The organism is Plantibacter sp. M259 (genome assembly GCF_006065115.1).
Classification (GTDB): domain Bacteria; phylum Actinomycetota; class Actinomycetes; order Actinomycetales; family Microbacteriaceae; genus Plantibacter; species Plantibacter auratus.
In genome coordinates, this window is record NZ_CP040750.1 from 162,989 (window position 1) to 187,951 (window position 24,963).

Genomic DNA, 24,963 nt, shown 5'->3' on the forward strand with positions numbered 1-24,963 from the left:
ATTCCGCCGATCGGAGTCGGCGTTCACTCGAGTGCGCCGAGTTCGCGCACGAGGGCTTCCAACGCCAGCTCCACGGTCCGGTGTCGGATCTCCTGACGGCCTCCGTCCAGGGTGAGCGGCACCACCCGTCCACCCGCTCGCGTCACGATGCCGACGAAAACGGTCCCGACGGCCTGGCCGTCCTGCGGATCAGGTCCTGCGACGCCGGTCGTGGCGATACCGACGTCGGCTGGAAGCCCGTCGATCGCCAGGGCACGGCGCACGCCGTCGGCCATCTGGAGGGCCACCTCCGGGTGCACGGCGCCATGGAGCGCGAGGAGGCCGGCGTCGACTCCGAGCAACGAGTGCTTCAGGCGGGTGTCGTACGCGACCACACCGCCTCGGACCGTCGCGGAGGCGCCGGGGACGCTGATGAGCGCCGCGGCCAGCAGCCCGCCGGTCAGGGACTCCGCGACACCGATCGTCAACCGGGCGTCGATGAGGGCGTGGACCGCCGAGGCGGCACCGGCGTCGGCCGACTCGACAGCATCGGACGTCATCGCTTGACCTGCCGGTCGGCGCGCGACCCCCGGGCGGCGGTGACGACGTAGTCGATGCCGCTCGCGATGGTCAGGAGCACGGCGATGGTCATGAACACCGCGTTGACCCAGAGCACCCAGCCACCGAGGAGCACCCAGAACGGCGCGAGGGCGAGCGAGATCGCGACCGCCTGCGCGAGGGTCTTGAGCTTCCCCATCCACGCGGCGGCGACGACATGGTCGGAGATGACGATGAAGCGGTGGACGGTGATGCCGATCTCGCGCACGAGCACGACGATCGTGACCCACCACGGCAGTTCGCCGAGGATCGACAACGCGACGAGCGCTCCACCCGTCAGCACCTTGTCGGCGATCGGGTCGAGGATCTTGCCGAGGTCCGTCACGAGGTTGCGACTGCGGGCGATGTGTCCGTCGATGCCGTCGCTCGCGATCGCCACGACGAAGAGCAGGGCGGCCCACCACCGCAGTGCGCCGTCGGAACCGTCGTCCGCCAGCAGCATCCACATGAACACGGGCGCGAGCACGATCCTCGCGACCGTGATCGCGTTCGGGAGGTTCCAGTTCGAGATGCGCGGCGCAGCAGCCGACGCGTTCGATGCCGTCATGTCTACTCCCGACCGGTGAGACTCCAGGCGTCTTCGTCAGAACCGCCCTCGACCTCAGGATAGTCCTGGAACTGGGCCTCGACCGGGTCCGCACCGTAGCGGTCGGGCTCGACGCCGCCGGCGGCACCGACGACCGGGGCTGCCGCGGCGGCTGTCGAGGCCGCCGCCGCAGGGGCCGGAGCGGTCGGACCGTCGTCCTCGCCGCGCAGACGGGCCAGGACCCCCGGCAGCTGCTCGGCGGTGACGAGGACGTCGCGGGCCTTCGAGCCCTCGGACGGGCCGACGATCTCGCGGGACTCCATGAGGTCCATGAGCCGGCCGGCCTTCGCGAAACCGACCCGGAGCTTCCGCTGGAGCATCGAGGTCGATCCGAACTGCGTCGACACCACGAGCTCCGCTGCGGCGAGCAGGAGTTCGAGGTCGTCGCCGATGTCCGCGTCGATCTCCTTGCGCTCAGCGACGGCCTGGACGTCCTTCCGATACTCCGGCCGCGCCTGGTTCGTGACGTGTTCGACGACCCGCTGGATCTCGTTCTCGCCGACCCATGCACCCTGCACGCGGATGGACTTGTTCGCACCCATCGGCAGGAACAGGGCGTCGCCCTGACCGATGAGCTTGTCGGCGCCCGGCTGGTCGAGGATGACCCGCGAGTCGGTGACGCTCGTGACGGCGAAGGCGAGGCGGGAGGGGACGTTCGCCTTGATGAGGCCGGTGACGACGTCGACCGACGGACGCTGCGTCGCGAGGACGAGGTGGATACCGGACGCACGGGCCAGCTGCGTGATGCGGACGATGGAGTCCTCGACGTCGCGGGGGGCGACCATCATCAGGTCGGCGAGCTCGTCGACGACGACCAACAGGTACGGGTAGGGCTTCAGCACGCGTTCGCTGCCCGCGGGGAGGACGATCTCGTTGGCCACGACGGCCTTGTTGAAGTCGTCGATGTGCCGGTACCCGAAGCTCGCGAGGTCGTCGTACCGCATGTCCATCTCCTTCACGACCCACTGCAGCGCTTCCGCCGCCTTCTTCGGGTTCGTGATGATGGGCGTGATGAGGTGCGGGACGCCCGCGTACGGCGCGAGCTCGACGCGCTTGGGGTCGATGAGGACCATGCGCACCTCGCTCGGCTTCGCGCGCATGAGCAGCGAGGTGATCATGGAGTTCACGAAGACCGACTTGCCGGAGCCGGTCGAGCCGGCGACCAGGAGGTGCGGCATCTTCGCGAGGTTCGCGACGACATAGCCGCCGCCGACGTCCTTGCCGACGCCGATCGTCATCGGGTGGTTGCTGTTCGTGGCCGCCGTCGAGCGCAGGATGTCGCCGAGGGTCACGATCTCGCGGTCGGTGTTCGGGATCTCGATACCGATGGCGCTCTTCCCCGGGATGGGCGAGAGGATGCGGACCTCGTTGGACGCCACGGCGTAGGAGAGGTTCTTGCTGAGCGCCGTCACGCGCTCGACCTTGACGCCTGGGCCGAGCTCGATCTCGTACTGCGTCACGGTCGGGCCGCGGGAGAAGCCCGTGACCTTCGCGTCGACGCCGAACTGGTCGAGGACGCTCGTGATCGCGGCGACCGCTTCGTCGTTGGCCGCGCTGTGCGTCTTCGCGGGCTCCCCCGCCGCCAGGGTCCCCGCGGACGGGAGACGGTACGGCGTGTCGTCCTGGCCCTGCTGCGCCATCGGGCGCGCCGAGAAGTCGATCTGGTCGGGTGCACCGAGGAGCGCCGGGTCGAGGTCTTCGATGACCTCGGTTGCGCCGGGGATGCTGTCGTCGTGCAGACCCGTCTGCGGCTTGATCTCACCCGTGTTGAACCGTTTGACGGCGCTCTCCGCCGCTTCGAGGTCGCCGAGGAGCTCGGAGCCGAAGGCGTCGTGCACCGGTGCGGCTTTCGGCGACGCGGCAGGCGCGGCCACCGGTTCGAGCGGCGAGTCGAACCCGCCGGACGGCTTCTCGAGGCCGAGGAGCTCGGTCATGTTGTCGCCCATGAGCGGGTCCTCGAACGTCGGGTCGTCCTCGCGACGGCTCGTGTTGCGACGCCACCACGGCAGGGCCGCCGGCTCGTCCTGCTCCTCGTCGAGGTCGTCGAGTCGCTTCGTCCGCGCGCTCTTCGGCTCTGCGGGCTCTCCCTCAGGTGCCTCCGGCTGTTCGCCGAACATCCAGGTGGAGAACTGCCGCACGCGGGCACCGACGCGGTTCGGGGGCGTCTTGGTCACGATGAAGAGGCTGAGGAGGATCAGCAGCGAGATCAGGACGGTCGCGCCGATCGGGGTGATGATCGCGGCGAGCGGAGCGCCGAGGATCCACCCGAGGAGACCGCCGGCCTGCGCCAGCGCGGGCAGGCCCTGGCTCGGGTTCGGCTGACCGCCGTGGATGTGGCAGAGCGCCGAGATGCTGATCAGGAGCAGACCGAGGCCGATGCTGATGCGGCCGTTGTCGTCGACCGAGGCCGGGTGCCGGAACAGCCAGACCGCGAACACGATCATGATGACCGGGAGTACGAAGGCGAGTCGGCCGAAGAGGCCGCCGAACGACCATGCGTCGAAGGTCTGGGCGATCGGGTCGGCCGCGCCGAACCACTCGACGACGGCACCGACGACGGCCAGCAGGAAGAGCAGGAAGGGGAAGCCGTCGCGACGGTCCTCCTTGGCGATGCGCTCGGGACCGAGGGCGCGGACCGCTCCTCCGACGCCGTGCGCGAGACCGAGCCACATCGAGGTCAGCACACTGCGCTGCTCCTCGGCGGCCGGATAGGCGACGGTCTTCTGCTGCTTCGTCGTCGACGCGCCCGCCTTGGGGCCGGGCTTGGTGTTCGTCTTCGTGCTCGTTGTGCGCGACGAAGCGCCACTCGGCGAGGAAGCGCTGCGCGAACGGCTGGTCGAGTTGGAACGTGCGGCCATGCGTTCACGGTACTCGTCGCCACCGACGCAGCCCTGCAAGCTGGCGGGGTGTCCACGATCCGCGATCCGCCGGGCGGTCAGCGCAGATTCAGGACCATCGTGTCGCGGGTCCCCCGCCGGTCGACGGTCGCGAACCCCTCGGTGCGGTACAGGGAGACGGCGTGGTTCGCCCGCTCCACGCTCAGGCTGATGCGCTGGTACCCGGCTGCTCTGGCGAGCTGCACGGTCGAACGGAGCAACTGCCGTCCGACGCCCTGGGCGCGGTGGATCGGGCTGACCCCGAGGATGAGTTCGGGGACACCGCCCGCCACGTACCCGAACCCGGGTGCATCGGATGGGAAGAGGCGATACCAGCACGCGCCGACGGGCGCTCCGTCCTGCCCGACGGCGACGACCCCGGCGTCGCCGGGTCGACGCCAGCCGTGCACATACCGGGTGTGCTGCGCATCGGCGAGGACGGCGGACCGGGGACGGGGCGCGACGGCGTTCCAGTTCGCCGCCTCGACCATCATGTCGGTGAGGACGCGCACATCAGCCACCGCGGCTTCGCGGATCGAGTAGACCGCCATGGACGGATGGTACGCCACCGGTGTTTCGAGCAGATGACGTGTGAGGGGTCGCCAGAGCTCAGTACCGGATGGCGTCGATCACCTTCACGCGGACGGCGACGAGCGCCGGGAGGAGCCCGGCGATCGCCCCGACGGCCGTGGCGCTGACCAGTCCGAGCACCGCCGCCTCGATGGGGAACGGCGGGAAGTCCGTCACGAGCCCCTGACCGATGAACTGCTCGACGATCGGACTCTTCACGACGGCGACGGCGAGCATGACACCGATGACCCCGGCGACGAAGGTGGCGACGACACTCTCCATCATCACGGCGAAGAACACCCGCGGCGCGGTCGCCCCGAAACTGCGTCGGATCCCGATCTCGCGGATCCGCTGGCGGACGGTGACGAGCGAGAGGTTGATCAGCCCGAGGGCCCCGAGCAGGAGGATGAGTCCGGCGACGGCACCGACCACGAGCTTCAACGACAGGAGCGGGTCCTCCCCCGTCTGGCCGAAATCGTTGCGGAACACGTCGACGCTGTACGCGTCACCGAGTTCGGCACGCAGGTCGGACTGGATCCGCTGGGTGAAGGCCTCGGCGTCCGCGTTCGGGACCCAGAACTCGAACTGCGGCAGCTGACCGGGCTGGCCCATGCCCTCCTCGGCGCCGGCCACCGGACCGATGAGCGCCGTCCCCGCGGGCAGGATCGACAGCTGCGGTTCGGTGTCCCACTCGTTGCTCGCGTACACCCCGACGATCACGGCTGTGACCGGGTGTTCACCGTGGACCGTGACCGTCGGGTGCGCCTCGATGGGCGGCGACCCGAGGCGCTGCCAGAACGCCGGGTTCACGACGATCGCGGGTGCGAGGCGGTCGCCGTCGTCCTCCTGGAACCAGGTGCCCTCGTCGAGTCTGATGCGGTGCATCTCGCCGTACGGGACGTCGACAACGGTCGCCGGCACCGCCACCGTCCCATCGGCGAACTGCACGTTGAGCTGAGTGCTGCCGGATTGCGAGACGTACCCGATGCCGTACCGCTCGGCGAGGTCGTGCACCGCCGTGATGTAGGTCTCCGGGTCGGGTTGCTCCGTTCCGGTGCCGTAGGCCGACGCCATGAGCGTGGCGGGTCGGCCACCGTAGCGTTCCTGCGACTCGGTCTGGGCCTGCGCCGCGAGCGACGACATGCCGACCATGCTCGTGAGGGCGCACACCGCGACACCGACGCCGATGAGCGAGAGGATGACCCGGCCACGATGGATCCGCAGCTCCTGGGCGGCCTCGACGACCGCTCCGACGATCGAGGTCAGGATCCTAGACATCCGCGGCCTCCAGTTCGTGGTCGGGGGTGAGTACGCCGTGGTCGAGACGGTGGTGGGTCGTCGCGAGGCGGGCGATCGCCCGGTCGTGGGTGATCGTCACCAGGGCGGCCCCCGTGGACGTCGCCACCTCGTCGAGCAGAGACATGACGGAGGTGCCGGTCTCGACGTCGAGTGCACCGGTCGGCTCGTCCGCGAGGATGAGCCGTGGCCCGCGGACAAGCGACCGTGCGATGGCGACGCGCTGCTGCTCGCCGCCGGACAGTTTCGTCGGCATCGCGTCGAGGCGGTCGCCGAGTCCGACGCGTTCGAGCATCGCGGCGGCGATCTCCCGGCGGCGCCAGAACGAGCGTCCGCTGGCGTAGAGGAGCGGCGTCGTCACGTTCTCGAGCGCGGTCCGTCCCGGCAGGAGGTTGAACTGTTGGAAGACGAAGCCGATCTGGGCGCCACGCAGTCGGTCGCGCGCACCGGAGCCGAGGCGTTCCGCCGGTCGTCCGTCGAAGACGAGCGACCCGGAGGTCGGCTTGTCGAGCAGGCCGAGGAGGTTCAGGAGCGTCGACTTGCCCGAACCCGATCGGCCGACGATGGAGACGCGATCGCCCTCGTGCACCTCGAGGTCGACACCGTCGAGGATCGTCAGCGGCGGCGCATCGGGGATCTGGACGACCCTGGTGACCCCGCGGAGTTCGAGGAGCGTCACCCGACCGACCCGTCGCAAGCCATGCTGCCGTCCGGGAGCGTTGTGCACCCCTCGGGCGCCGGTGCGACGGCGCCAGGGACGAACTGGAGCACCGAGTCGCCCTCGGCGACACCGTCGACGATCTGCACCTGCTGTCCGTCGTTCAGTCCGAGCGTGACCGGCCGTTCCTCCTGCGCACCGTCGGCGCCCACCACCCAGACGGTCCCGGTTCCGGCCGAGCCCTTGACCGCGGTCGTCGGGAGCACGAGGACGTTCTCGGCGACGCCGCCAGCGAGTTCGATCGTCGCGGCGAGCCCGGCGAAGACCCGGACGTCACCGGGCACCGCGCAGGTGACGGAGGTTCCGCCGGCACCGGGTGTCTGCCCGGTTCCACCGCCCGTCGTCGGCTCCTCCTCGTCGCCACCGCTCGACGGCGTCGTGACGCGGACCGCCGGACAGACGAACGGGGCCGGGCCGCCGTTGATGGTGACCGTCGCCTCGCCGGGGATGGTGAGCAGGCGGTACTGCTTGTCGGCGCTCAACGCCCCGGTGATGGAGAACGTGGCCGGCGACACCTGCGCCACCGCGTCGCCGATCTGGACGGACTGCCCGTGGATGAGCTTGACGTTGCCGAGGGTGCCTGCGACCGGCGCGGTCACCTGCACGTACCGCTCCTTGCCCTCCTCGTCGATCGTCTTGACGTCGAGGATGGGATCACCCTCCGCGAGGACGGCCCCCTTGGCGGCGAACACCTCGTCGACGGTGCCGGCGACGGTCGACTTCGCCGTGCTGGCCGGGTCGGCGACGACCTGGCCCTCCACCGAGACGGTGTTGATCACGGTGCCGAGCGCCGCCTGGACCTGTGGTTCCACGAGGCTCCCGGTCGGCTGCGTGGGCCCCTCCTCCTGCGGTGCGTCCGGGAAGAACGCGACCTTCACGAGCGCCACCGCGATCGCGGCGAAGACGAGCAGTTTCAGAATGGGGAACACCCAGGTGCGGACAATGCCCACGCCGACCTCCGGAATCCACCGCAGTCGGAGTGACGAGCGGCCATAGGGGATTCCACGGTAGCAACGCGGAAGGCGGCCGGACATCACCCTCGCGAATGATGTTCGACCGCCTCCTGGCGGGTGGGACCGAGCGGACCCGACCGGTGATCAGGCCTCGATGACGAGCGGGACGATCATCGGGCGGCGGCGGAAGGACGTGTTGACCCAGCGGCCGACGGTCCGACGGATCACCTGCGACAGCGCGTGCGTGTCGCGGACGCCGTTCTCCGCCGCCTCGGCGAGTGCCTTGGCGACCTTCGGCTTGATGTCGGCGAAGACCTTGTCGTCCTCGGCGAAGCCCTTCGCGTGCACCTCGGGGCCGGAGATGATGTGCCCGGTCTTCGAGTCGACGACGACGATGACCGAGATGAAGCCCTCCTCCGCCAGGATGCGACGGTCCTTGAGGTCGGCGTCGGTGATCTCGCCGACGGTCGAGCCGTCGACGTAGACGAGCCCGACGTCGAGCTGGCCGACGACCTTGGCGACGCCGTCCTTCAGGTCGATGACGATGCCGTCCTCGCCGATGAAGGTGTTCTGCGCCGGGACACCGCTGTCGATCGCGAGCTTCTGGTTCGCGACGAGGTGACGGTACTCGCCGTGGACCGGGAGCACGTTCTTCGGCTGGAGGATGTTGTAGCAGTAGAGCAGCTCACCGGCGGCTGCGTGACCAGAGACGTGGACCTTCGCGTTGCCCTTGTGGACGACGGTGGCGCCGAGCTTCGTCAAGCCGTCGATGACCCGGTAGACCGCGTTCTCGTTGCCCGGGATGAGGCTCGAGGCGAGGATGACGGTGTCGCCCGGGCCCGGCTCGATCGCGTGGTCGAGGTTTGCCATCCGGCTGAGGACGGCCATCGGCTCGCCCTGTGACCCGGTCGACATGTAGACGATCTTGTCCTCGGGGAGGTCCTTCGCCTTCTTGTAGTCGATGAGCAGGCCCTCGGGGACGTTCAGGTAGCCGAGGTCGGCTGCGATACCCATGTTTCGCACCATCGAACGACCGAGGAACGCGACCCGGCGGCCGTGAGCGTGTGCCGCGTCGAGGACCTGCTGGACGCGGTGCACGTGACTCGAGAAGCTCGCGACGATGACGCGGCGCTCGGACTTCGCGATGACCTGGTCGAGGACCGGCCCGATGGACCGTTCGAGCGGCGTGAATCCCGGCACGTCGGCGTTCGTCGAGTCGACGAGGAAGAGGTCGACGCCTTCTTCACCGAGCCGGGCGAAGGCGCGGAGATCCGTCAGGCGGCCGTCGAGCGGCAGCTGGTCCATCTTGAAGTCACCGGTCACGAGGACGGTGCCGGCGTCGGTGTCGATGAACACCGCGAGCGCGTCCGGGATCGAGTGGTTGACCGCGACGAACTCGAGGTCGAACGGCCCCAGCGCCTCGATCTGGCCCTCCTTCACCGGCAGGGTGTAGGGGACGATGCGGTGCTCCTTGAGCTTCGCCTCGATGAGCGCGAGCGTCAGGCCGGAACCGATCAGCGGGATGTCCTTGCGGAGCTTCAGGAGGTACGGCACGGCGCCGATGTGGTCCTCGTGACCGTGCGTGAGCACGACGCCGACGATGTCGTCGAGCCGGTCCTTGATGGAGGTGAAGTCGGGCAGGATCAGGTCGACGCCCGGCTGGTGCTCTTCGGGGAAGAGCACGCCGCAGTCGACGATCAGGATCTTGCCGTCGATCTCGAAGCAGGTCATGTTCCTGCCGATCTCGCCGAGTCCTCCGATGGGGATGACGCGGAGCGTCCCCGGCTCGAGGACTGGCGGATCGATGATGGTATTGGGCATGTAGCCCCCTCTGGTTTGTCTAGCGAGTCGTACCGGCGACCTTGGGCAGCGCGCCACCGGCGGCGGCGTTGCGGTCTGGCCGGAAGTTGCGGAAGTCGACGCCTGGGATGTCCTTCACCAGGTCGATCTCATCCTCGATCTGCGCGGCCTCCCACTCCTCCGGACCGACCAGCGGAAGACGTACCCGCGGGCTCTGGATCCGGCCGAGGCCGTGCAAGATGTATTTGGCGGCGACGGTGCCGGGGACGTGGGTCATGACCGCGCGCACGAGCGGCTCGAGCTGCCGGTGCGCGGCGGTCGCCGCGGCGAGGTCGCCGGAGTTCACCGCGTCGACCATGTGTCGGTAGGGCGTCGGCGCGATGTTGGCCGTGACGCCGATGAGGCCGGTGCCGCCGATGGCGAGCGTCGGCAGTGCGTTGGCGTCGTCGCCCGCGAAGTACATGAGATCCGTCTGGTTCATGACCCGGCTCACCTCGCTGAGGTCGCCCTTGGCGTCCTTCACCGCGAGGATGTTCGGGTGCTTGGCCGCACGCAGGATCGTCTCGTAGGTGATGGGGATGCCGGTTCGCCCCGGGATGTCGTACAGGATGACCGGTAGATCCGTGGAGTCGGCGATCATGCGGAAGTGGGTGAGCACGCCGGCCTGGGTGGGCTTGTTGTAGTACGGGGTGACGATCATGTTGCCGTCGGCGCCCGCCTGCTCGCTCTTCTTCGCGAGCTCGATGGCGTGGGCCGTCTCGTTGGAGCCACCACCGGTGATGATCTTCGCGCGCCCGCCCGCGACGGCCTTGCCGACCTCGACGAGCTTGACCTTCTCCGGGTCCGTCAGCGTCGAGGTCTCACCCGTGGTGCCGGTGACGACGATGCCGTCGGCCCCCGCGGTCACGACGTCGTCGATGTGTCGCTCGACGGCCTTCCAGTCGACCTCGCCGTCGGCGGTGAACGGCGTCACCAGGGCGACGAGGACTTGACCGAAGGGGTTCTCTGCACGCGACACCCTCTCAGGCTATCGGGTTTCCCTCTTGCGGGTCACCATCCGCACGGCCGTCACCTCGCGTCACACTGGCCGAGGGACCGGCACCCGGAACCTATGCTGACGGACATCATGTCCCCGCTGCCCGCCCTCTCGCTGATCCTCGTCCTCGTCCTGTCCACGACGGCGGTGGGTCTGGTCGTGCGTGCACGGAGCGGGCGTGCGTCGCACCGCACCGACGGGGACCGCCTCTCGTCGGCGGCACTCGGGACGACCACTCCGCTCGGCCGATCGGCCACCCTGGTGCAGTTCAGCACCGAGTTCTGTGCCCAGTGCCCCGGGACCAGACGACTGCTGCACGAGCTGGCCGACGGGGAGGCGGGCGTGGGCGTCCTCGACGTCGACCTGACCCACCGTCCCGACCTCGCGGACCGCTTCTCCGTCCTGCAGACGCCCACCGTCCTCCTCCTCGACCGCGCCGGGATCGTGCGCGGTCGGTTCTCCGGGGCCGCACGCCGTGCGCTGCTCGCCGGCGAGCTCCGATCCCTCCTCGGGAGACCAGCATGACCTCGAACCCTCCAGCACCACAGCCGACCGGCATCGACCCGCGCAGCCCGCGGTTCGGCGCGACCGTGACCGCCGTGCTCCTCCTCGTCGCCGTCTTCCTCGCGCTGACGGCGCCGCTCGCCGACACGCTGCCAGCGCGGGCCGGCCAACCGGCCTTCGTCCTCCTCGTCGTCATCGCAGCCCTGTTCGCGTGGGGCGCGTTCGCCGGGATCCGACGCCACCCGTACGGCGTCGTGTTCCGACGCCTCATCCGCCCGAGGCTCGGCCCGCCCGTCGAACTCGAGGCACCTGAACCACCGACCTTCGCGCAGGGCGTCGGGCTCGTGGTGGTCGCGATCGGACTCGTGCTGCACCTCGTCGGGTTGCCGGGATCCCTCGCCGTCTCCGCCGGTGCCGCGTTCGTCGCCGCCTTCCTCAACGCGGCGTTCGGGTTCTGCCTCGGTTGCCGCCTGTATGTGCTCCTCCTCCGCGCCCGCGTCGTCGGACGACAAGCGTGACGGTGGCCTGAAGCACCTGTCGACACCGTTTGTCGACGGGGTGACCGTCCAGGTCGATCCGGTTAGGCTGACCCCACGAACACCAGCGCCGATGCGCTCCTGCACGGCCCGACGATGGAGGTTGCACCATGGCGGTAACAAGCGAAGCCACGACGGTCTGGAACGGCACGCTCTTCGAGGGATCCGGGCACACGAGCCTCGACACCTCCGAGGCGGCCGAGTTCGCCGTCGACTGGAAGGCACGCTCGGAGGGCTCCAACACGACGACGACCCCGAGGAACTGCTCGGGGCTGCTCACGCCTCCTGCTACTCGATGGCGTTCGCCAACGAACTCACGAGCGCCGGATTCCCGCCGGAGCGCATCCAGGCGACCGCGGCGGTCTCCTTCACGCCCGGCACCGGCATCACCGGCAGCCACCTGCTCGTCAGCGCGGTCGTGCCCGGCATCTCCGAGGCCGACTTCGAGCGCATCGCCACGGCGGCGAAGGACGGCTGCCCGGTCTCGCAGGCGCTCGCCGGCATCCCGATCACCCTCGAAGCCAGCCTCGCGTAACCACCACCGTCCAGCAGCACGAGCAGGAAGGCGACGCGCATGCGCATCGTGATCGGCGGAGCCTCCGGGCTCATCGGAACGGCGCTCGGGCGCTCCCTCGAGACCGACGGCCATGACGTCGTCCGGCTCGTACGACGTCCGGGTCGTGGTGCCGGAGAAGCGGAGTGGGATCCGCTGGCAGGCGTGCTGGATCCGGCGGTCGTGAGCGGCGCCGACGCGGTCGTCAACCTCTCCGGCGCCTCCCTCGGCAAGTTGCCGTGGACGGCGGCCTACCGATCCACGATCCTCTGGTCACGACTCAGCGCCACCCGGACACTCGTCGACGCCATGAACCGGGCGGAGCAGCCACCGGCCGCCTTCCTCAGTGGTTCGGCGGTCGGGTACTACGGCGACCGTCCCGGAGAGACCCTCACGGAGGACTCCTCCAGAGGGGCCGGATTCCTCGCCGACGTCGTCGTCGCCTGGGAGGACTCGGCGCTCGCGGCGCCCGACGCCGTCCGCACCGTGCTACTCCGCAACGGCATCGTCGTCGACCTGGCAGGCGTGCTCAAGCCGCTGGCACCGCTCACCCGGTTCGGGGTCGCCGGTCCGCTCGGTTCGGGCCGCCAGTTCTGGCCCTGGATCGGGCTGCAGGACGAGGTCCGGGCGATCACCCACCTCCTGACCTCGACGCTCTCCGGACCGGTGAACCTGTGCGGTCCGCAGGCCGCCCGCGCCGACGACCTCATGTTCGAGCTCGCCAGACGGATGAACCGGCCCTATCTGCTCCGCGTCCCGAAGTTCGCCCTCAAGGCGCTCCTCGGCGACGCCGCCGACGGACTGCTGCTGAGCGATCAGCGCGTCGAACCTCGTCGGCTCCTGGACGACGGCTTCACGTTCAGCACGCCGACCGTCGAGCAGGCGTTGGCCGAAGCACTCGCCCGCGACTGAACGACGGGACGCCGCCGCTCCGGTCAGCTCCGCGAGAGCCGGATCGCCTGCCGGATGGCCTGCCGTGCGCGGCGGCGGTCTCCGGCACCGTCGTAGACGAGTCCGAGGCGGTACCAGGATCGCCAGTCGTCGGGAGCGGCCTCGGCCGCGTCGCGGTACTTCGGGAACAGCTCGTCTGCGGCATCGCGCATCGGCCGGCCGCTCTCGCGGGTCTCGACCTGCTCGGGCGGAAGGCCGCCCTCAGCCTCGAGGCGGACTCCGAGTCGCTCGGCGCCGACCCCGAAGGCGATCTCGCGCCAGAGCGCCCAGACGCCGAGGATCGGCAGGACGATGAGCGCCGCACCCATGGCGATGCCGACAGGCTCACCCGTGCCGAGGAGGACGACGGCACGGTACCCGACGAGGACGATGTAGAGGACGAGCAGGGCCGCGATGATCGCGACCATGACGCGGGTCTTCACAGGGCGCTGGCCGCCGCGGCTTGGCCGGAGACGTGCTCGGGCGCCCCCTGGGCGGGCCGCCGACCCGCCGGCCCTGGGCGATCGAGTCCGAGGTCGAGCAGACTGTCGAGACCGACGGTGACCCCCGGGCGTCGCGGGCGGCGACGAGGGCGAGCCGGATGCCCCGCTCGTAGGACGCCGGCGAGATCGTGTCGTGCGTGATCGTGACGAGTTCGTCGACACCACCGAACACGACCTCCTGGCGGGCGACGACACCCTGGAGCCGCAGGCTGTGGATCGGGATGCTCGAGACCTGCTGTCCCCTCGCCCGCTGGTCGGTGTGCGGGGCGGCGACCGGCCCACGGTCGCCACGCGCGGCCATCATCAGCTCGGCGGTGCGCACGGCGGTCCCGGAGGGCGAGTCCACCTTCGTGTCGCGGTGGGACTCGATGATCTCGATCGAGTCGAAGAAGCGCGCAGCGACGGTCGCAAGACTCGTCGACAGGACGGACCCCAGCGAGAAGTTGGGGATGATGACGACGCCCTGCTCGGGCAGCTCGGCGAGCCGGCGATCGAGTCGCTGGATGCGCTCCGCCGACCAACCGCTCGTCCCGACGAGCACGTTGATGCCCTGAGCGACGGCGTGGTCGACGATCCGCTGGCTGACACCCGGGACCGTGACGTCGACGACGAGGTCCGCCCCGTCCATCTCGCTCAGCTCGCTCGACGAACCGAGCGACGCGACCAGCTCGAAGTCGTCGAGTGAACCGATGATGCTGGTGAACAGTCGGCCCATCTTGCCGCTCGCGCCGGCCAGCGCCACTCGTGTCGTCATGCCCTCAGCTTACGTGCTGCCCGTCCGGGAGGAGGCGGGCCGCCCGACTAGACGATGTGCGGCTCGGGAAGACCCGTGCGGAGCTCCATGGGGAGGTGCGCGAGGTCGTTGTGGGTGATGAGGCTCCACGGACGCCCGGCACGCTGGTGCAGCACCGTCAGTCCGCCGTTGGCCTGGTTGATGCTCACCCAGCGCCATGCGGGCGCCTGGAGCGCTTCGCGGACGAGCCACCCGATGACGAAGTTGTGCGTGATGAGCAGCTCGTGATGGTCACCGCGCTTCGGCGAGAGGAACTCGGCGGCGGCGTCGGCCATCTGCGCTTCGCCCGCCTCGATCTCCGCCTCGGTGATCGAGCCGAAGAAGGGGTCGAACGCCGACGGCGTCTCCGGTGTGCGACCGCTCGGGACGCAGTCGAAGAGCAGTGACGACGGCTCAGGCGTGACGGCCGGCATCCGCTCGGCGATGATCTGGGCGGTCTCCGCGGCACGCTGCAACGGCGAGTGCCACGCGGCGGTCATCGGGACACCGCCGAGGCGCTCCGCGAGCAGCTGTGCCTGACGCCGACCGCGGGCCGACAGTGGTCCGTCGGGCAAGCCGTGCTCAGCGTGTTGCTGCTCGCCGTGTCTGACGAGATACAGGTAATGGGACATTCAACGCACCCCCGCGATGATCGGAGCGAAGGTGTCCTCGTCGACGGCTCCGACCGCCGACACCGTGATGGGCTGCGCGGCGAGGTGCTGCGCGAGCTGCTGGACGTCGTCCTGACCGACGGACTGCAGGCGACGGATGCTCTCGTCGAGGTCGATGAACTCGCCGAGGGTCAGCTCCGCTCGACCGAGGCGGCTCATGCGCGAGTCCGAATCCTCCAGCGCCAGCGCCGAGGCGCCGCTCAGCTGGCCGAGCGCGCGCGACAACTCCTCGTCCGTCACGCCGTGCTCGGCGAGCCGGTGGAGTTCGGCGAGCATGAGCTCGGCGACGGTCGCCGCCTTCGCCGTGGAGCAGGCGGCAGCGAGGCCGAAGACGCCGGCGTCCGAGTAGCTGCCGGCGAACGAGTACACCGAGTAGGCGAGCCCGCGCCGTTCGCGGATCTCCTGGAACAGGCGGCTGGACATGCCGCCACCGAGGATGGAGTTGAGCATGCTCATGGCGAATCGTCGCTCATCGCCCGCGATGAGGCCCGCTCCGCCGATCTGCAGGTGGACCTGCTCGGTGGGCCGGTGCACGACCGAGAGGGGCGAGCCGCCGACGATGGCAGCAGGAGCCAGGGTCCGACGCGCGACCGGCGCGGCCACCGCGTCCGCCGGCCAGCCCGCTTGCACGAGCGCCTCGGACACCTGGGCGACGAGCGCGTCGTGGTCGACGGCGCCGGCCGCCGTCACGATGACGTCGTTCGCGCGGTAGTTGGCTCGGTAGTGCGCCACGACGGCGTCCCGGCCGACGTCGATGATCGACTGCGGGTGACCGCCGATGGGACGCCCGAGAGGGTGCTCGCCGAGCACGCGCTCGAAGAACCGCTCGTTGGCGACGTCCCCTGGATCGTCGTCCATCATCGCGAGCTCTTCGAGGATGACCCCGCGTTCGTTCTCGAACTCCTCCGGGTCGAGCAGCGAGGAGGTGAGCATGTCGGTGATGACGTCGACCGCCATCGGCAGGTCGCGATCGCGCACCTTGGCGTAGTAGCAGGTGTGCTCCTTGGCCGTGAGCGCGTTGTGCTCGCCGCCGACGGCGTCGAAGGCGACCGCGATGTCGAGGGCGGAACGCGACGGCGTGCCCTTGAACAGGAGGTGCTCCAGGAAGTGCGTCGAGCCGAAGGTCGCCGGTCGATCGGCGGTCGCCGGTTGTTCGTCGCGGGAACCGACGGCCACCCAGTAGCCGATCGTCGCGCTACGGCTGCCCGGCATGTGTTCGCTCAGGATGCGCAGCCCGTTGGGCAGGACCGTCCGGCGGACGAGCGCGTCCCCGGATACGGTGAACGCGAGTTCGGGACGAGTGAGCGGAAAGTCGACGGCGGCGTTCATCACCCCAACCATACGTCAGGTTCCCGGGCGCCGCGCGCGAGCGACCGTGCGCAGGCGACCGCCGGTCGACTCAGCGCAAGCGACCGGAGACGCGGTCGAGCTCGAGGATCTGCCCGCGGCTCAGCCGCACGTCAGCGGCCGCGATGAGCGAGTCGACGTGAGCCGGCTGGGACGCGCTCGCGATGGGCGCGACGACGCCGGGACGTGACATGGCCCAGGCGAGCGCGGCCGAGGCCACCGTGCAGCGGTTCTCCTCCGCGATCTCGTCGAGGACGTGCAGGACCCGCAGCCCACGGCGGTGGAGATGGGTCGCGGCGCGACTGCCGCGGGTGCTCGGGTCGAGGTCGGAACGGGTGCGGTAGCGGCCCGTCAGGAAGCCGTTCGCGAGGGCGAAGTACGGCAGGACGCCGAGGTGCTGGGCCGTCGCGACGAGCGCGAGGGTGCTCTCGTACGGCTCCCGGTGCATGAGGCTGTAGTGCGTCTCGAGCGCGACGAACTGGGTGAAGCCGCTCGCCGAGAGGATCCGTGCCTCCATCAGCCGCTCGGGGGTCGTGTTCGAGGTGCCGAGGTAGCGGACCTTGCCGGTCTCGATCAGCCAGTCGACCGTCCCGAGGCTGTCGGCCAACGGGACGCTCGGGTCGTCGTCGTGGAAGGACAGCAGGTCGATGTGGTCGGTCTGCAACCGTTCGAGCGCCGCCTCGACCGCGCGGATGATGCTCACCGAGCCGAGACCCGGGTAGTCGGGGTGCCGGCCGATCTTCGTCGCGACGACCATGTCGTCCCGGTTGCGGCGCTTCCGCATCCAGTTGCCGATGAGGATCTCGCTGCGTCCGCCCGCGTAGCTGTCGGCGGTGTCCACCATGTTGCCGCCGGAGTCGTGGAACCGGTCGAGGATGTCCGACGTCGTGTCGGGGTCGACCGTCCACCCGAACACGCTGCCGCCGAGCACGACCGGGAAGACCGACAACTCGGAGTCGCCGATCGTGCGCCTCGGTGCCTCAGAGGGCTCGGGGTCCTGGACGGGCGTCGGGAAGGACGGGTGCGGGACGAGCTGCTCGGGACGCCGACTCGCGTCGTCGTCGACGCCGTCCGCTGCTCCGCCGACCAGAGAACTGCCACGGGTGCTCGACGAGCGCCAGAGGTGTGGCATCCTCTGCCCCTCTCTCGGTCCGCCGACCGGTGACGCGCTGCACCGCCGGGATCCGTGCGTGTCGCGACGGGCCGGTGCTTGCTCACCAGGCTAGAGGAGACCGGCGACTTCGGCTGGACGACATCACGACCGGGTGGCAACTGATTCGTAACGATTGCGGGAGTCGGTCGATCACCTCGGATCGACGGACACCTCGGCACGGGCGAGCACGAGTCGCGCGTGCCGCAGGAGCGGCTCGTCGACCATGCGTCCCTCGTGCCGGAACACGCCGGCGGCTCCCGCTGCGGCGTCGAGCAGCGCACGCGCCGCTGTCACCGATCGGGGGTCCGGGCGGTAGGCGGCGCGAACGGTCGGGACCTGTCCGGGGTGGATGCACGCGGAGGCGATACAGCCGACGGCGGCCGCGTCCGCCGCCTCGTCCGCGAGCCCGTCGAGATCGTCGATATCGAGGTGGACCGCGTCGATCGCGGCCACCCCGGCGGCTCCCGCGGCGAGCAGCACCGACGACCGCGCCTGTCTGACGACGTCCCGGTATCGCCCGTCGGCCCGCCGACTGCTCGTGCCGCCCAGGGAGGCGATGAGGTCTTCAGAGCCCCACATGAGCGCGACGACCGCAGGATGGACGGCCAACGCGGGTGCCTGCACGACACCGGCGGCGGTCTCGCACAGCGCGATGATCCGGACGTCCGGGATCGCGTCCACGAGCCGGTCGAGCGCCGCGGTCGTCTCCGTCTTCGCCAGCATCACCGTGCGATAGGCGGTGTCCGCGAGCGCCGCGACATCGTCGTCGAAATCGACGGTCCCAGCCGGGTCGACCCGGACGACCGTGCGCGAGGGATCGAGCGGATGGTCGACGATCGCCCGGCGGGCGGCCGGCTTGTCGGCCGGGGCCACGGCGTCCTCGAGATCGAGGATGACGGCATCCGCGCGCTCGGCCGCTTTCGCGAAGCGGTCCGGACGGTCCGCTGGGACGAAGAGGATCGCCGGCCCCAGGTCGAACGCCGCAGCGCCGGTCACGATGCACCCGAGCACTGGACGAGCGTGCTCCTGGTCGCGGTCGCGACGACGACGCCGTCCTGGTTCCGACCCGTGTGGAGCAGGGTGACGACACCCTCGCCCGGCCTTGACGACGACAACCGTTTGGCCGTCACGAGCGTCTCGGCGTACAGCGTGTCGCCGTGGCGCATCGGGTTCGGGAAGGCGATGTCGGTGAAGCCCAGGTTCGCGACGATCGTCTGCTCGGTGAGCTGCGCGACCGACAGCCCCACGAGCGTCGAGAGGGTCAGCATCGAGTTCACGAGCCGTTCCCCGAAGGGCCCGGTCGCAGACCACGCGGCATCCACGTGCAGTGATTGCCCGTTCATCGTGAGGGTCGAGAACAGGACGTTGTCGGCTTCCGTGAGGGTGCGCCCGGGGCGATGGCGGTAGGTCGCACCCACCACGAACTCCTCGAAGTACAGACCTCGCTGCTCGATCACGGGGCCGGACGACGTCTCGGACGAATCGGTCATCATGACCTCACGACGCGAAGCCGAGTTCTCGGGCGATGATCATGAGCTGCACCTCGGTGGTGCCCTCACCGATCTCGAGGATCTTCGAGTCCCGGTAGTGCCGCGCCACCGGGTTCTCATTGAGGAACCCGTAGCCGCCGAAGATCTGGGTCGCGTCGCGGGCGTTGTCCATCGCGGCCTCCCCGGCGACCATCTTCGCGATGGAGGCCTCCATCTTGTAGGGCGCTCCCCGGAGCATGCGCGACGCGGCGTCGTAGTAGGCCTGCCTGGCGGTGTGGACCCGCGCCTGCATCTTCGCGATCCGGAAGGCGATCCACTGGTTGTCGCCGATCGCCCGACCGAACACGACCCGCTCCTTGGCGTAGCGGATCGCCTCCTCGAGGCAGCCCTGGGCCGCTCCGACGGCGAGCGCGGCCACGGCGATCCGTCCACCGTCGAGCGCCGTGAGGAAGTTGGCGTATCCGCGCCCGCGTTCGCCGAGCAGGTTGCCCTCCGGTACCCGGACGTCCTCGAACCGCAGCGGGTGGGTGTCGGAGGTGTGCCACCCGACCTTGTCGTAGGGCGGTAGCGCGGTGAAGCCCGGCGTCGGGACCGGCACGAGGATCGATGACAGCTCCTTCGTCACCCGACCGTCGGATCGGACCCGCTCCCCCGTGACGGCCGTGACCGTCACGAGACGGGTGATCTCGCTCCCGGAGTTGGTGATGAACTGCTTCGTGCCGTTGATCACCCACTCACCGTCGACGAGCTCGGCGGTGGTCTCCGTCGCGCCTGCATCACTGCCGGCACGCGCCTCGGTGAGGCCGAACGCGGCGAGCGCCTGCCCGCTCGCGAGCTGCGGGATCCATTCCTCGCGCTGGGCGTCGGTGCCGTACAGGTAGATCGGCATGGCTCCGAGGCCGACGCCGGCCTCGAGGGTGACGCCGATGCTCTGGTCGACGCGTCCGAGCTGCTCGACGGCGAGGCAGAGCGCGAAGTAGTCCATCCCCCCGCCGCCGAGTTCCTTCGGGAACGGCAGCCCGAAGAGTCCCAGCTCCCCCATCTGCGCGATGATGTCGTACGGCAGACGGCGTTCGGTGTCGTACTGATAGGCGGCGGGCGCGACGACCTCGTCGGCGAACGCCTTGACCGTGTCGACGATCCGCTGGTGCTCGGGGCTGAGCTCGGTGTTCATGCTGATGCTCCGTTCGTGGGTGCTGCATCGGTTGGGGCTGCGTTCAGGTGGGCTGCGACGGGGTCTGCGGCGATCGTCGCGACCGACTGACGGGCGGCGACGGTGCCACCCGTGGCGACGTGGAGGGTGACCATGCCGTCGGTCGTGGCGGTGAGGAGGTGCTCCATCTTCATCGCTTCGACGGTGACCAGCGGCTGACCGGCGGTGACGGCGTCGCCGCTCGTGACGTGCACGGCTGTGACGGTGCCGGGCATCGGCGTCCGCACCTCCGGATCGACCGCCCCGGCCGCGGTCGGATCCCCGCCGGCTGGGAGCGCCTCACGCGTGACCACCTCCACCACACTGATGGCACCGTCGAGCGCGATCCATCGTTCGTCCCCCACGCGGACGGTCTCCAACGGGGTGCTGACACCGTCGTGCTCGAACCGCAGGGTGCCGTCCGACCGGCTGAGGACCGCGGCCCGGGTCGGTGCCGCGTCATCGACGGAGACGCTCGCGTCGTTGCTCGACCCACGCACCTCGATGCGTACGATGCGTCCGTCCTCGAGACGCAGGTGCTGTCGCGTCGGTGCTGCCGCGCCGAGGCGCCACCCACCCGGATCCGACCACGGCGTCCCGAGTCCGGCGGTCCGCGCTGCGGCCTCGAATCGTCGGTCGTCCGTTTCGGCGAGCGCCCCTGCGGTCAGGACCCGCTCGGACGTCGCGGCGGACGGGCTGTCGTCGAGCAGGTCGGCGATGAGACCGGTGTGCAGTCGTCCCGCGACGACGTCCTCGTCGGCGAGGAGCCGCCGGAGGAAGCCGAGGTTCGTGCGGACACCGAAGACCACCGTCGCCGCGAGCGCGGCGTCGAGTCGCCGGAGCGCGGTCCCGCGATCCTCGGCCCAGCACACGATCTTCGCGAGCATGGGGTCGTACCAGGGGCCGACGAACTGCCCGGCGAGGATGCCGCCGTCGACGCGGACGCCCGGCCCGTGCGGCAGACGCACCCGCTCGAGCACCCCGGTCTGGGGCAGGAAGCCGCTCGACGGATCCTCCGCGTACAGCCGCGCCTCCACCGCGTGACCACGCAGGACGACGTCCTCCTGCGTCATCGTCAGCGGTTCACCAGCGGCGACGCGCACCTGCCACTCCACGAGGTCGAGCCCCGTGACGAGCTCGGTGACCGGATGCTCCACCTGCAACCGCGTGTTCATCTCGAGGAAGGCGAACTCGTCGGGTCGGTCGTCGGCGACGAGGAACTCGACGGTCCCCACCCCTCGGTAGCCGACGCTCCGGGCGACCGTGCAGGCCGCCTCGCCGAGTCGCGCCCGCTGGCGGTCGTCGATGAGCGGCGACGGGGACTCCTCCACCACCTTCTGGTGCCGACGCTGGAGCGAGCACTCACGCTCCCCGAGGTGCACGACCGCACCGTGGGCGTCCGCGAGCACCTGCACCTCGATGTGCCGGGGTCTCGTGACGAACCGCTCGAGGAGGAGCGTGGCGTCGCCGAAGGCCGCCTCGGCCACCCGGTGCGCGGAGGCGATGGCCGATGGGAGCTCCTCGGCGCGCTCCACCACCTGCATCCCCTTGCCGCCGCCACCGCCCGCCGGCTTGACGATGAGCGGGAAGCCGATTGCGACGCCGGCACGGACGAGCGCGTCGTCGTCGAGCGAGGCGTCGGCGATGCCCTCGATGATCGGGACGCCTCGAGCCGCGACGTGGTCCTTCGCCCGGATCTTGTCGCCCATGAGGACTAAGGCGCGCTCGTCCGGTCCGATGAAGACGATCCCGGCAGCGGCGAGTGCCCTCGCGAGCGCGGGTTGTTCGGACAGGAAACCGTAGCCCGGGTGCACCGCCTCGGCCCCGGTCGTGACGGCGGCCCGGACGACGGCGTCGACGTCGAGATAGCTGTCCGAGGCCGGCGCGGGTCCCAGGCGGACGGCGCGGTCCGCGAGCCGGACATGAGGGGCGTCGCGGTCGGCGTCGCTGAAGACCGCGATGCTCTCGATGTCCATCGCTTCGAGCGTGCGGATCACGCGACAGGCGATCTCGCCGCGGTTCGCGACGAGGACGGAGCGGAAGGGACGCGCGGATGCGTGGCCCGGCCGGTTCGGTGTCTGGATCGTCATGCCGTCACATCCTGAAGAGGCCGAAGCCGGGTTCTGGCAGGGGCGCGCGGGAGCACACCTCGAGCGCGAGTCCGAGGACCGTGCGGGTCTGGGCGGGATCGATGATGCCGTCGTCCCAGAGCCGTGCGGTCGAGTAGTACGGGTTGCCCTGCTCCTCGAAGTCGGCGAGGATCGGCGCCCGGAAGTCCTCCTCCGCCTGGGCGGTCCACGCCTCACCGCGAGCCTCGAGCTGGTCGCGCTTGACGGTCGCGAGGACGCTCGCCGCCTGCTGTCCCCCCATGACGGAGATGCGCGCGCCCGGCCACATCCAGAGGAAGCGGGGATCGTAGGCCCGGCCGCACATGGAGTAGTTGCCGGCGCCGAACGAACCGCCGATCACGACCGTCAGCTTCGGCACCCGGGTGGTCGCGACCGCGGTGACCATCTTCGCGCCGTGCTTGGCGATGCCTCCGGCCTCGGCGTCACTGCCGACCATGAAGCCCGAGATGTTCTGGAGGAACAGCAACGGGATGCCGCGCTGGTCGGCGAGCTCGATGAAGTGGGCGCCCTTCAGGGCCGACTCGCTGAAGAGCACGCCGTTGTTCGCGATGATGCCGACGGGGTGCCCGTGCAGCCTCGCGAACCCGGTCACGAGGGTGTCGCCGTACTCGCGCTTGAACTCCGAGAAGTCACTGCCGTCGACGAGCCGCGCGATCACTTCACGGACGTCGTAGGCCGTCTGCAGCTCCGCCGGGACGACGCCGTACAGTTCCGTCTCCGGGACCACCGGCGGCACGCTCGGACGCACCTCCCACGCGCGCGGGTGGGGCGCCGGCAGCGTCGCGACCGCATCCCGGAGGATGTCGAGCGCGTGCGCGTCGTCGTCGGCGAGGTGGTCCGTGACCCCCGACACCCGGGCGTGGAGGTCGCCGCCGCCGAGCTGCTCCGGCGTCACGACCTCGCCGATCGCGGCCTTCACGAGAGGTGGACCACCCAGGAAGATCGTGCCCTGGCCACGCACGATCACGTTCTCGTCGCTCATGGCGGGGACGTACGCACCTCCGGCGGTGCAGGACCCGAGTACGGCCGCGAGTTGCGGGATGCCGGCCGCCGACATCCTGGCCTGGTTGAAGAAGATCCGGCCGAAGTGGTCGCGATCGGGGAAGACCTCGTCCTGCGTCGGGAGGTTCGCTCCCCCGGAGTCGACGAGGTACAGGCAGGGCAAGCGGTTCGCGGCCGCGATCTCCTGGGCCCGGAGGTGCTTCTTCACCGTCATCGGGAAGTACGAGCCCCCCTTCGCGGTCGCGTCGTTCGACACGACGAGCACGTGTCGTCCGTGGACGAGGCCGATCCCGGCGATGACCCCGGCGCCGGGGGTCGCGTCGTCGTACATGCCGTGCGCGGCCAGGGGCGCGATCTCCAGGAAGGGGGTCCCCTCGTCGAGCAGGCGGTCGACCCGATCGCGCGGCAGCAGCTTCCCCCGGGCGACATGCCGGGCCCGCGACGCTTCCGGTCCGCCCAGGGCCGCGGTCGCCATCGTCTGTTCGAGCACGGTCACGAGCTCCCGCTGCGCCGCCTCCTGCTCGCGGAATCGGGCTGAGGTGGGATCGGCACCGCTCGTGAGGGTGGGCACTCGGGCTCCTGTCGTCGTCGACCGTGAGTGCATTCAGTTACTCATCACTCACTGAAAGTGAGGTTACAGTTCATTAACTGAAAAAGTCCACCCCGAGGAGATCCGATGACCGGTCGTGACACGCCGTCCCCGAACCCGCCGCACCTCGGGCGCTCGGAGGCGAAAGCGGCACGTCGCTCCGCCCTCCTGCGGTCAGCGGCCGGACTGTTCGCCGAGCGCGGCTTCGCCGGCGTGTCGATAGAGGACCTCGGAACGGCCGTCGGCATGAGCGGACCCGCCGTCTACCGCCACTTCCCGAGCAAGCAGGCCGTCCTCGCAGCACTCCTCGTCGGCGTCAGTCAGGATTTGCTGGACGGCGGGACCCGCGAGGTCGAGCAGGCTCCGGACAGCGATCAGGCACTGCGTTCGTTGATCACCTTCCACGTGGCCTTCGCCCTCGACGACCCCGACGTGATCCGCATCCAGGACCACGACCTCGACAGCCTGGCACCGGACGACCGCCGCGCGGTCCGCACCCTCCAGCGGCGGTACGTCGAGCGGTGGGTGGACGTCCTCACGACGCTCCATCCCACGATCCCCGCGGCGGACCTGCGGGTCCGCGCGCTCGCGGGCTTCGGACTGATCAACTCCACGTCCCACAGCACCTCCCTCGGCAGGAACGAGGCCGGGACACCCGACCGCGAGGCGGTGCGCTCGACGCTCGAGCGGATGGCATTGGCCGCCCTGCTCGCCGCGTGAGGACGCGGGACAGGTTCAGTCGACGAGCACGGACAGGACGTTCCCCGCTGGATCGGTGAACCAGGCGATGTCCGGGCCGTTCCCGCGCATGATCCCCTTCGCGTCCGTCGGCAGGACGTCGTCCGGGTAGAGCTTCGTCACCACGCCCTGCGCCTGCAGCTCGTCGACCGCCGCGTCGATGTCGTCGACCACGAGGTTCAGCACCGTGAACGAGGCTGGTGTGTGGTCCGGCTTGCCGTAGACGAGCACCGACCCGCCGGCGGGGAGCGCCACGTCCAGGAATCCCATGGCGTTGTCGGTGACCGTGAGACCGAGGACGTCCCGGTAGAACGCCCTCGCCGCGTCGATGTCGTCGACCGAGAACCCGCTGAAGACATCCGTGTACGAGACCATGAGCCGCTCCTTTGCTGATTCCCGATGCGTACACGATGCACGATGCC

23 protein-coding genes and 2 pseudogenes are annotated in these 24,963 nt (G+C 70.0%); 5 read left to right on the plus strand and 20 right to left on the minus strand.

The genetic code is table 11. The features are described from left to right. Positions 1 to 23 precede the first annotated feature (23 nt). From FGL15_RS00765 to dapA, 9 genes are all read right to left on the minus strand, one after another. Positions 24 to 539: a CinA family protein gene (locus FGL15_RS00765; protein WP_085513021.1), complete on the minus strand. Its 516-nt coding sequence runs from the start codon at positions 537 to 539 to the stop codon at positions 24 to 26. Further along, positions 536 to 1,144, minus strand: a complete 609-nt coding sequence (gene pgsA, locus FGL15_RS00770) for a CDP-diacylglycerol--glycerol-3-phosphate 3-phosphatidyltransferase (RefSeq protein WP_138944602.1) — start codon at positions 1,142 to 1,144, stop codon at positions 536 to 538. Before pgsA ends, FGL15_RS00765 begins: the two co-directional genes overlap by 4 nt. Before the next feature lie 2 nt (positions 1,145 to 1,146). Beyond that, positions 1,147 to 4,041 carry a DNA translocase FtsK gene (locus FGL15_RS00775; RefSeq protein WP_138944603.1) on the minus strand — a complete coding sequence of 965 codons (2,895 nt, stop codon included), beginning with the start codon at positions 4,039 to 4,041 and terminating at the stop codon, positions 1,147 to 1,149. A 77-nt stretch (positions 4,042 to 4,118) separates the two neighbouring features. Beyond that, positions 4,119 to 4,610, minus strand: coding sequence for a GNAT family N-acetyltransferase (locus FGL15_RS00780; protein WP_086473880.1), 492 nt, complete (start codon positions 4,608 to 4,610; stop codon positions 4,119 to 4,121). 58 nt (positions 4,611 to 4,668) lie between these two features. Beyond that, positions 4,669 to 5,907 carry an ABC transporter permease gene (locus FGL15_RS00785; protein WP_138944604.1) on the minus strand — a complete coding sequence of 413 codons (1,239 nt, stop codon included), beginning with the start codon at positions 5,905 to 5,907 and terminating at the stop codon, positions 4,669 to 4,671. After that, complete coding sequence (locus FGL15_RS00790; protein ID WP_079707092.1) at positions 5,900 to 6,604, minus strand: ABC transporter ATP-binding protein; 705 nt, start codon at positions 6,602 to 6,604, stop codon at positions 5,900 to 5,902. The genes FGL15_RS00785 and FGL15_RS00790 overlap by 8 nt, the downstream gene beginning before the upstream one ends. Beyond that, positions 6,601 to 7,593, minus strand: coding sequence for a hypothetical protein (locus FGL15_RS00795; RefSeq protein WP_138944605.1), 993 nt, complete (start codon positions 7,591 to 7,593; stop codon positions 6,601 to 6,603). The genes FGL15_RS00790 and FGL15_RS00795 overlap by 4 nt, the downstream gene beginning before the upstream one ends. A gap of 147 nt (positions 7,594 to 7,740) precedes the next feature. Next, positions 7,741 to 9,417, minus strand: coding sequence for a ribonuclease J (locus tag FGL15_RS00800; RefSeq protein WP_064294449.1), 1,677 nt, complete (start codon positions 9,415 to 9,417; stop codon positions 7,741 to 7,743). 19 nt (positions 9,418 to 9,436) lie between these two features. Continuing rightward, the gene (dapA, locus tag FGL15_RS00805; RefSeq protein WP_124769516.1) at positions 9,437 to 10,414 is read right to left on the minus strand and encodes a 4-hydroxy-tetrahydrodipicolinate synthase; all 978 of its coding nucleotides are present in this window, start codon (positions 10,412 to 10,414) and stop codon (positions 9,437 to 9,439) included. 108 nt (positions 10,415 to 10,522) lie between these two features. On the opposite strand from dapA, the gene FGL15_RS00810 reads away from it, so the two are divergent. The 4 genes and pseudogenes from FGL15_RS00810 (at position 10,523) to FGL15_RS00825 (ending at position 12,937) form a co-directional block, all read left to right on the plus strand. Then, positions 10,523 to 10,957: a thioredoxin family protein gene (locus FGL15_RS00810; protein ID WP_138944606.1), complete on the plus strand. Its 435-nt coding sequence runs from the start codon at positions 10,523 to 10,525 to the stop codon at positions 10,955 to 10,957. Next, a complete protein-coding gene (locus FGL15_RS00815) occupies positions 10,954 to 11,454 on the plus strand; it encodes a DUF4395 domain-containing protein (protein WP_138944607.1) in 501 nt (166 codons plus the stop codon). The genes FGL15_RS00810 and FGL15_RS00815 overlap by 4 nt, the downstream gene beginning before the upstream one ends. Before the next feature lie 128 nt (positions 11,455 to 11,582). Beyond that, positions 11,583 to 12,007 (plus strand): annotated as a pseudogene (locus tag FGL15_RS00820) (OsmC family peroxiredoxin). A gap of 39 nt (positions 12,008 to 12,046) precedes the next feature. After that, positions 12,047 to 12,937 (plus strand): TIGR01777 family oxidoreductase, encoded by an 891-nt coding sequence (locus tag FGL15_RS00825; protein ID WP_138944608.1) that lies wholly within the window; start codon positions 12,047 to 12,049, stop codon positions 12,935 to 12,937. A gap of 23 nt (positions 12,938 to 12,960) precedes the next feature. Here the strand turns inward: FGL15_RS00825 and FGL15_RS00830 are convergent, their stop codons facing one another. The 10 genes and pseudogenes from FGL15_RS00830 to FGL15_RS00875 all read right to left on the minus strand — a co-directional run bounded on the left by FGL15_RS00830 (position 12,961) and on the right by FGL15_RS00875 (position 23,785). Continuing rightward, a complete protein-coding gene (locus FGL15_RS00830) occupies positions 12,961 to 13,383 on the minus strand; it encodes a hypothetical protein (RefSeq protein ID WP_370281969.1) in 423 nt (140 codons plus the stop codon). A gap of 11 nt (positions 13,384 to 13,394) precedes the next feature. Continuing rightward, positions 13,395 to 14,212: pseudogene (dapB, locus tag FGL15_RS00835) on the minus strand (4-hydroxy-tetrahydrodipicolinate reductase). Between the two features lie 47 nt (positions 14,213 to 14,259). Continuing rightward, positions 14,260 to 14,862, minus strand: coding sequence for a histidine phosphatase family protein (locus FGL15_RS00840; protein ID WP_071262315.1), 603 nt, complete (start codon positions 14,860 to 14,862; stop codon positions 14,260 to 14,262). Beyond that, complete coding sequence (locus FGL15_RS00845; protein WP_138944609.1) at positions 14,863 to 16,230, minus strand: pitrilysin family protein; 1,368 nt, start codon at positions 16,228 to 16,230, stop codon at positions 14,863 to 14,865. 70 nt (positions 16,231 to 16,300) lie between these two features. Next, positions 16,301 to 17,380: an aldo/keto reductase gene (locus FGL15_RS00850; RefSeq protein WP_138944610.1), complete on the minus strand. Its 1,080-nt coding sequence runs from the start codon at positions 17,378 to 17,380 to the stop codon at positions 16,301 to 16,303. Between the two features lie 171 nt (positions 17,381 to 17,551). Continuing rightward, a complete protein-coding gene (locus FGL15_RS00855) occupies positions 17,552 to 18,397 on the minus strand; it encodes a CoA ester lyase (RefSeq protein ID WP_138944611.1) in 846 nt (281 codons plus the stop codon). Then, positions 18,394 to 18,891, minus strand: coding sequence for a MaoC family dehydratase (locus FGL15_RS00860; protein WP_137243786.1), 498 nt, complete (start codon positions 18,889 to 18,891; stop codon positions 18,394 to 18,396). The genes FGL15_RS00855 and FGL15_RS00860 overlap by 4 nt, the downstream gene beginning before the upstream one ends. A 7-nt stretch (positions 18,892 to 18,898) precedes the next feature. Then, entirely contained in the window at positions 18,899 to 20,065 is a 1,167-nt protein-coding gene (locus FGL15_RS00865) for an acyl-CoA dehydrogenase family protein (protein WP_064294458.1), read from the minus strand. Beyond that, complete coding sequence (locus tag FGL15_RS00870; RefSeq protein ID WP_138944612.1) at positions 20,062 to 22,173, minus strand: biotin carboxylase N-terminal domain-containing protein; 2,112 nt, start codon at positions 22,171 to 22,173, stop codon at positions 20,062 to 20,064. The genes FGL15_RS00865 and FGL15_RS00870 overlap by 4 nt, the downstream gene beginning before the upstream one ends. A 4-nt stretch (positions 22,174 to 22,177) precedes the next feature. Then, positions 22,178 to 23,785: a carboxyl transferase domain-containing protein gene (locus tag FGL15_RS00875; RefSeq protein WP_240773687.1), complete on the minus strand. Its 1,608-nt coding sequence runs from the start codon at positions 23,783 to 23,785 to the stop codon at positions 22,178 to 22,180. Between the two features lie 105 nt (positions 23,786 to 23,890). On the opposite strand from FGL15_RS00875, the gene FGL15_RS00880 reads away from it, so the two are divergent. Continuing rightward, positions 23,891 to 24,523, plus strand: coding sequence for a TetR/AcrR family transcriptional regulator (locus FGL15_RS00880; protein ID WP_138944614.1), 633 nt, complete (start codon positions 23,891 to 23,893; stop codon positions 24,521 to 24,523). 15 nt (positions 24,524 to 24,538) lie between these two features. On the opposite strand, the gene FGL15_RS00885 is transcribed toward FGL15_RS00880, so the two are convergent. Beyond that, on the minus strand, positions 24,539 to 24,916 hold the full coding sequence (locus FGL15_RS00885; protein WP_138944615.1) for a VOC family protein: 378 nt from the start codon (positions 24,914 to 24,916) through the stop codon (positions 24,539 to 24,541). Positions 24,917 to 24,963 lie beyond the last annotated feature (47 nt).